Annotated in this window: 5 protein-coding genes; all 5 read right to left on the reverse strand. The window is 69.9% G+C overall.

The genetic code is table 11. The annotated features are described in order from the left end of the window. A partial coding sequence (locus AC27VN_RS32300; RefSeq protein WP_490879205.1) for an ABC transporter permease occupies positions 1-802 on the reverse strand: 802 nt, incomplete at its 3' end. Continuing rightward, positions 799-1,881, reverse strand: coding sequence for an ABC transporter substrate-binding protein (locus AC27VN_RS32305; protein WP_490879206.1), 1,083 nt, complete (start codon positions 1,879-1,881; stop codon positions 799-801). The genes AC27VN_RS32300 and AC27VN_RS32305, both read right to left, overlap by 4 nt. Continuing rightward, on the reverse strand, positions 1,878-3,398 hold the full coding sequence (locus AC27VN_RS32310; RefSeq protein ID WP_490879207.1) for an amidohydrolase family protein: 1,521 nt from the start codon (positions 3,396-3,398) through the stop codon (positions 1,878-1,880). The genes AC27VN_RS32305 and AC27VN_RS32310 overlap by 4 nt, the downstream gene beginning before the upstream one ends. A gap of 107 nt (positions 3,399-3,505) precedes the next feature. After that, entirely contained in the window at positions 3,506-4,381 is an 876-nt protein-coding gene (locus tag AC27VN_RS32315; RefSeq protein ID WP_490879208.1) for a LysR substrate-binding domain-containing protein, read from the reverse strand. 106 nt (positions 4,382-4,487) lie between these two features. Further along, a partial coding sequence (locus tag AC27VN_RS32320) for a phospholipase domain-containing protein (protein WP_490879209.1) occupies positions 4,488-5,075 on the reverse strand: 588 nt, incomplete at its 5' end.

A 5,075-nucleotide genomic window follows, 5' to 3' on the forward strand; every position in this document is an offset into this window, starting at 1 on the left:
CGTTCTCGAGCCGCTCGAGCAGGCGGTCGATGGCCCAGCCGATCGCGCCCACGATCACCACCGCGGCCATCACCAGGTCGAGCTGGAACAGCTGGCGGCCATAGACGATCAGGTAGCCCAGCCCCTCGCTCGAAGCGACCAGCTCGACCACCACCAGCGACAGCCAGGCCTTGGTGAAGCCCAGCCGCACGCCCGTGAACAGCGTGGGCACGGCATGCGGCAGCACGATCTCCAGCACCTGCTGGCGCCGGCTGTAGCCGTAGACCTCGCCGACCTCGCGCAGCGACCGCGGCGTCTGCCGGAAGCCCTGCAGCGTGTTGAGCGCCACCGGCACCAGCGCCGCCTTGGCGATCAGGATGTACTTGAGCGGCTCGCCGATGCCCACGATCAGCAGCACGAAGGGCAGCCAGGCCAGCACCGGGATCTGCACCAGCGCGTTGAAGCTCGGCAGCAGGTAGGCCTCGACGCGGCGCGACAGGCCCATGGCCGTGCCCAGCAGCAGCCCGAGCAGCGTGCCGATCGCGAAGCCCACGCCCACGCGCGCGAAACTGGTGCTCACGTGCAGCCATAGGTCGCCGCTGGTCGCGAGGTCGCGCAGCGTCTCGGCCACGAACTCGGGCGGCGGCAGCACCTGCGGCGAGATCCAGCCCTGGCCGGCGCCCACGAACCACAGCGCGAGCAATGCGGCGGGCAGCAGCCAGGGCAGGGCGGCGTCGCCGAGGCGGCGCCACGGCAAGGACAGGCGCAGCGGCGCCGCGTGCTCGCGCTGCAGGACCGCCGACAGTTCGGCTTCGGCGCTCATCGCGACGCGACCGCGGGCCCGCCCTTCGGCCGGCCCTTCGCGTCGGCAGCGGTCCAGTAGCCCTCGAGGCCCTGCTTCTTGAGCGCGGCCTTGAGGTAGCGCGTGTCGAACCAGTCGTCGACCGTGACCTCGCGGCGGATCAGCTTGAGCTTGAGTGCATCGCCGACCACGGCCTTGTAGCGCGCCACGATGAAGTCGTCGGCCAGCGGCGAGTTGCGCTGCGCCAGCGGCTGCTTGTCGAACTCGGCGGTCCACGAGGCGACCGGCGTGCCGCTGCGGGCCCAGATGCGGAACAGCTCGTCGCGGTTCTTCTCTTCCGACGACCAGTGGGCCGCGCGCACGAACACGTCGACCACGCGCTGCACCTCGGCGGGATTGGCCTGCTCGAACTCGCTGCGCACCAGCAGCGCGGCCTGGCGCGTGAGCGCCGGATCGCGGCCCTGGGTGGAATAGACCACCTTCGCGAGCCCCTGGTCGCGCACCTTGAACCATTCGTAGCCACCGAAGGCCGCGTCCACCCCGTTCGAGACCAGCGCCGCCTGCGCGCTGCCGGTGTCGAGGTTCACGCCCTTGATGTCGCGCTCGGCCAGCCCGTCGGCCGCCAGCACGTTGATCGCGACCAGGTGGCCGTTGGTGCCGCGGAAGATCGACACCGTGCGGCCCTTGAGGTCCTTGATCGACTGGATGTTCGATTGCGTCGGCGTGACCAGGTAGAGGTTGTTGCGCGCGCCGCTGACCAGCAGCACCTTGGTCTTGAGGCCGTTCGAGCGCCCGACGATCGAGGGCAGGTCGCCTTGGTAGGCGAAGTCGATCTGCTTGTTCGACAGCGCCTCGTTCACGGCCGGGCCCGCGCCCTTGAAGAACAGCCACTCGACCTTGATGCCCGAGGCCTTGAACTCCTCCTCGAGCCAGTTGTTGGCGCGCGCCACGCCGCCGGGCGAACCGCCCCAGGTGACGGGGTCGCCGCCGCCCGCCGTGGCCACGCCGATGCGGATGGTGTCGGGCGCGGCCTGCGCCGAGGCCGCGAGGGCGGTGGCCAGCAGCGCGGTCCAGCGCAGCAGATGCCGCACGGGCTTCATGGCGTGCCTTTCTTCGCGGCCAGCTTGCGGCCGACCTCGGTGCCTTCGAAGAAGCGCGGATTGGCCTCGGTGTAGAAGCGGTGCGGGTTCTCGAACACGAAGGCCCGGAAGTCGGCCGCCGAGATCACGCCCTGCTGCACCAGGTCCCAGGTCTCGGCCAGCGGCTCGGTGAACTCGGGCACGTCCCAGTGGCCCACGTCGGACGACCAGATCGCGTTGATCTTCACGCCCAGCGGGTTCACCTTGTCATTGAAGGCCGCGGCCACGGTGCGGTCGTCGGCTTCCGAGCCGAAGTAGAAGTTGTTGACCCAGCGGTCGCGGATGTCCTCGACCTTCTCGATGCCCGCGAGCGCGAAGTCGTCGATCTCGCTCTCGTTCGGCTCGCGGCTGTGCGGCAGCGCCGAGATGCCCAGGCTGTCGCGCAGCAGCGTGGCCTTGTCGAGCGTACGGCCCTTGACGAAGTCGCCGCCGTAACGCTCGAACAGCGAGGCCAGCAGCTCGATGTCGGCCTCGGCCGGGTCGTAGTTGCGCACCGCATGCCGGTTGCGTTTCTCCCAGCGGTCCACCAGGTGCGTGTAAACGTGCGAGCCCCAGTCCGCGCCGCCTTCGAGCAGGCCCACCCGCAGCCCCGGAAAGCGCCGCGTCACGCCGCCGAAGAACAGCGCCTTGGCGAAGGCCTGCGAGCCATCGGCGAAGTGGCCGATGTGGTTGTTCATGTAGTTGCTGATCGACTGCCGGCCGGTCCAGCCCTGGCTGCCGTAGTGCGTGGTCACCGGCACGCCGAGCTCCACCACCTTGGCCCAGAAGGGGTCGTAGTCGTGCTCGCTGTCGATGCCGTAGAAGTCGATGTAGCCCACCTGCCTGGCGATGTCGGGATGCTCGGCGGCCGGGTACTTCTCGGCGATGGCGCGGATCGGACGGCGCACGCCGCCCGCGATGTTGACGACCTTCAGGCCCAGCGTCTTGACCGCGAACTCCAGCTCCTCGATGCCTTCCTGCGGCGAGTGCAGCGGTATGCCCGCCACCGGCGTCAGGCGGTCGGCATAGGGCCGGTACTGGTCGGCGTGGAAGTGGTTGATGGCGCGGTGCAGTGGCTGGCGGTACTCGCTGCCGGCGGCGGCCGGCGAGAGCACGTCGTTGGGGAACAGGATCGAGTAGTCCGAGCCCTGCTCGCCCAGGCGCTCGTGCAGCAGCGCGGGCAGCGTGTAGGTCGCGAGGTCGTAGGTGTTGCGCGTGACGCGGGCCCACCAGGGCGCGCGCAGCGTGCGGTGGAACTGGCGTTCCTCGGCCGACTGCTGGTACCAGTCCTTGCCGCCGCCGTTGCGCGTGACGAAGCGCCCGCCGAGCGCCTTGCGCAGCGCATCGACCAGCTTGTTGCCGCCGTACTGCGCCACGTAGTCCTCGAGCACCGGCGCGAAGTCGTTGACGTGCACGTCGGTGTCGATCACGGGATGGTCGAGGCCGGCCTTCACGGCGGCCGAGCGCGAGGCATGCACGCGCTGGAGTCGGTCGTTCATCTGCGGGGTCCTTGCTGAAAGAGGATCGACGCAGACTAAAGTGGCCGCCGGTGGCTGGCCAACGAAGGCTTTCAGGGATGCTTAGCCGTCGTTCGCATAAGGCCGGATCACGCGGCGGGCGCCCTGCGATCGGCGATGGCCTCGAAGAAGGAAGCGATGAGCCGGCTGTCGCGCCGCTCGCGCAGGCAGCACACGTGGATGTGGGTCGAGACCACGTCGCCCTCGATGCGCACCGGCCGCAGGCGCGGGTCGGGCACGTACTCGGATTCCGAGACCGTGCCGATGCCCAGCCCGCGCGCGACCGCCTCGCGCAGCGCCTCGCGGCTGCCGATCTCCATCGCGACCTGCACCGCGATGCCCTGCTTGGCGAGCGCGTCCTCGAGCGCCTTGCGCGTGGTCGAGCCCGGCTCGCGCATCAGCAGCGGCTGGCCCGAGAGTTCGCGCAGCGCGATCGCCTCGCGCTTGGCGAACGGATGGCCGACATGGACGAAGGCGATCACCGGGTAGCGCGCATAGAGCTGCATGTGATAGCGCTCGTCGGGAAAGCGGCTCGCCACCACGCCCACGTCGCTCACGTAGCGGTCGAGCGCGTCGAGCACCACCTCGGAGTTGCCCAGCGTGACCGAGATCTTGATGCGCGGATGCACCGCGTGGTAGGCCTCGATCATCTCGGTGACGTGGTACGGGCCGACCGCGCCGACCTTCAGCGAGCCATGGCGCAGCTTGCCGCTGTCGTCGAGCAGCGAGCTCATGTCGCCCTCGAGCGCGATCATGCGCCGCGCCAGCGGCAGCATCTCGAGGCCGAGCGCGGACAGCTCGACGCGGCGCCCGCGGCGATGGAACAGCTCGGCGCCGTACTCGCGCTCCATCATCTGGATCTGCGAGTTGAGCGTGCTGTGGCTCATGCCCAGCGTGCGCGCCGCGGCCGTGAATCCGCCGTCGTGGGCGACCGCGACGAAGGCGCGGATCTGGTTGAGCGTCACTGCGGGTCTCCGGGATCGGTGGGTCGTTGCGAAACGCACCATGATGCCGGCCGATCGTGATGGCCTCGTGTAAGCGTGCCGCCGCGCCGTGCGGCGGCACCTTGCACTACGAGGCGGCGACGCCCATCGCCGGATCGCTGGTGCCGTCCTGGCCGGTCTCGAGCCGGCCGGCGAAGCGGCGCTCGAAGCCATCGCCCATGGTCAGCGTGAAGTCGTACCAGCTGTGGGTGTCGGCGAGGCTCCACGAGGGCTCGAGCTGCATGCCCGGCGACACGGTGTAGGTCCACGGGCCGTCGCCGCGGTAGGCGTTGGCGCGCACCGTCACCGCGGCCGGGGCCTCGCCCATGTTCATGATGGTGAGGCGGACCGCGTTGCGCTCGGGGTCGTAGCACACGCGCACCTCGGGGTTGGCCGCGCCGGCCAGCGCGCCGAGCTGGCCCTTGAAGCGCCGGTGATAGCCGTTCGGCCCCAGCACCCAGAGGCTGTAGCGGCCCGCGTCGTCGGTGCTGGCCTGCCAGGCGTCCGAGATCATCTTGCCGGCCTCGACGGTGTAGCGCCGCGGATAGCGCGTGAGGTTGAGTTCGTCGTAGACGTGGAACACCGTGCCCTGCGTGCCCGTGTTGCTGAAGCTGAGCCACACGCGGCGGCCCGCCAGGTCGACATTGGCACTGGTGTGCAGGCGGTAGGGCAGCGC

The sequence above is a fragment of the Variovorax sp. 20P10.2.4 genome (assembly GCF_058244205.1).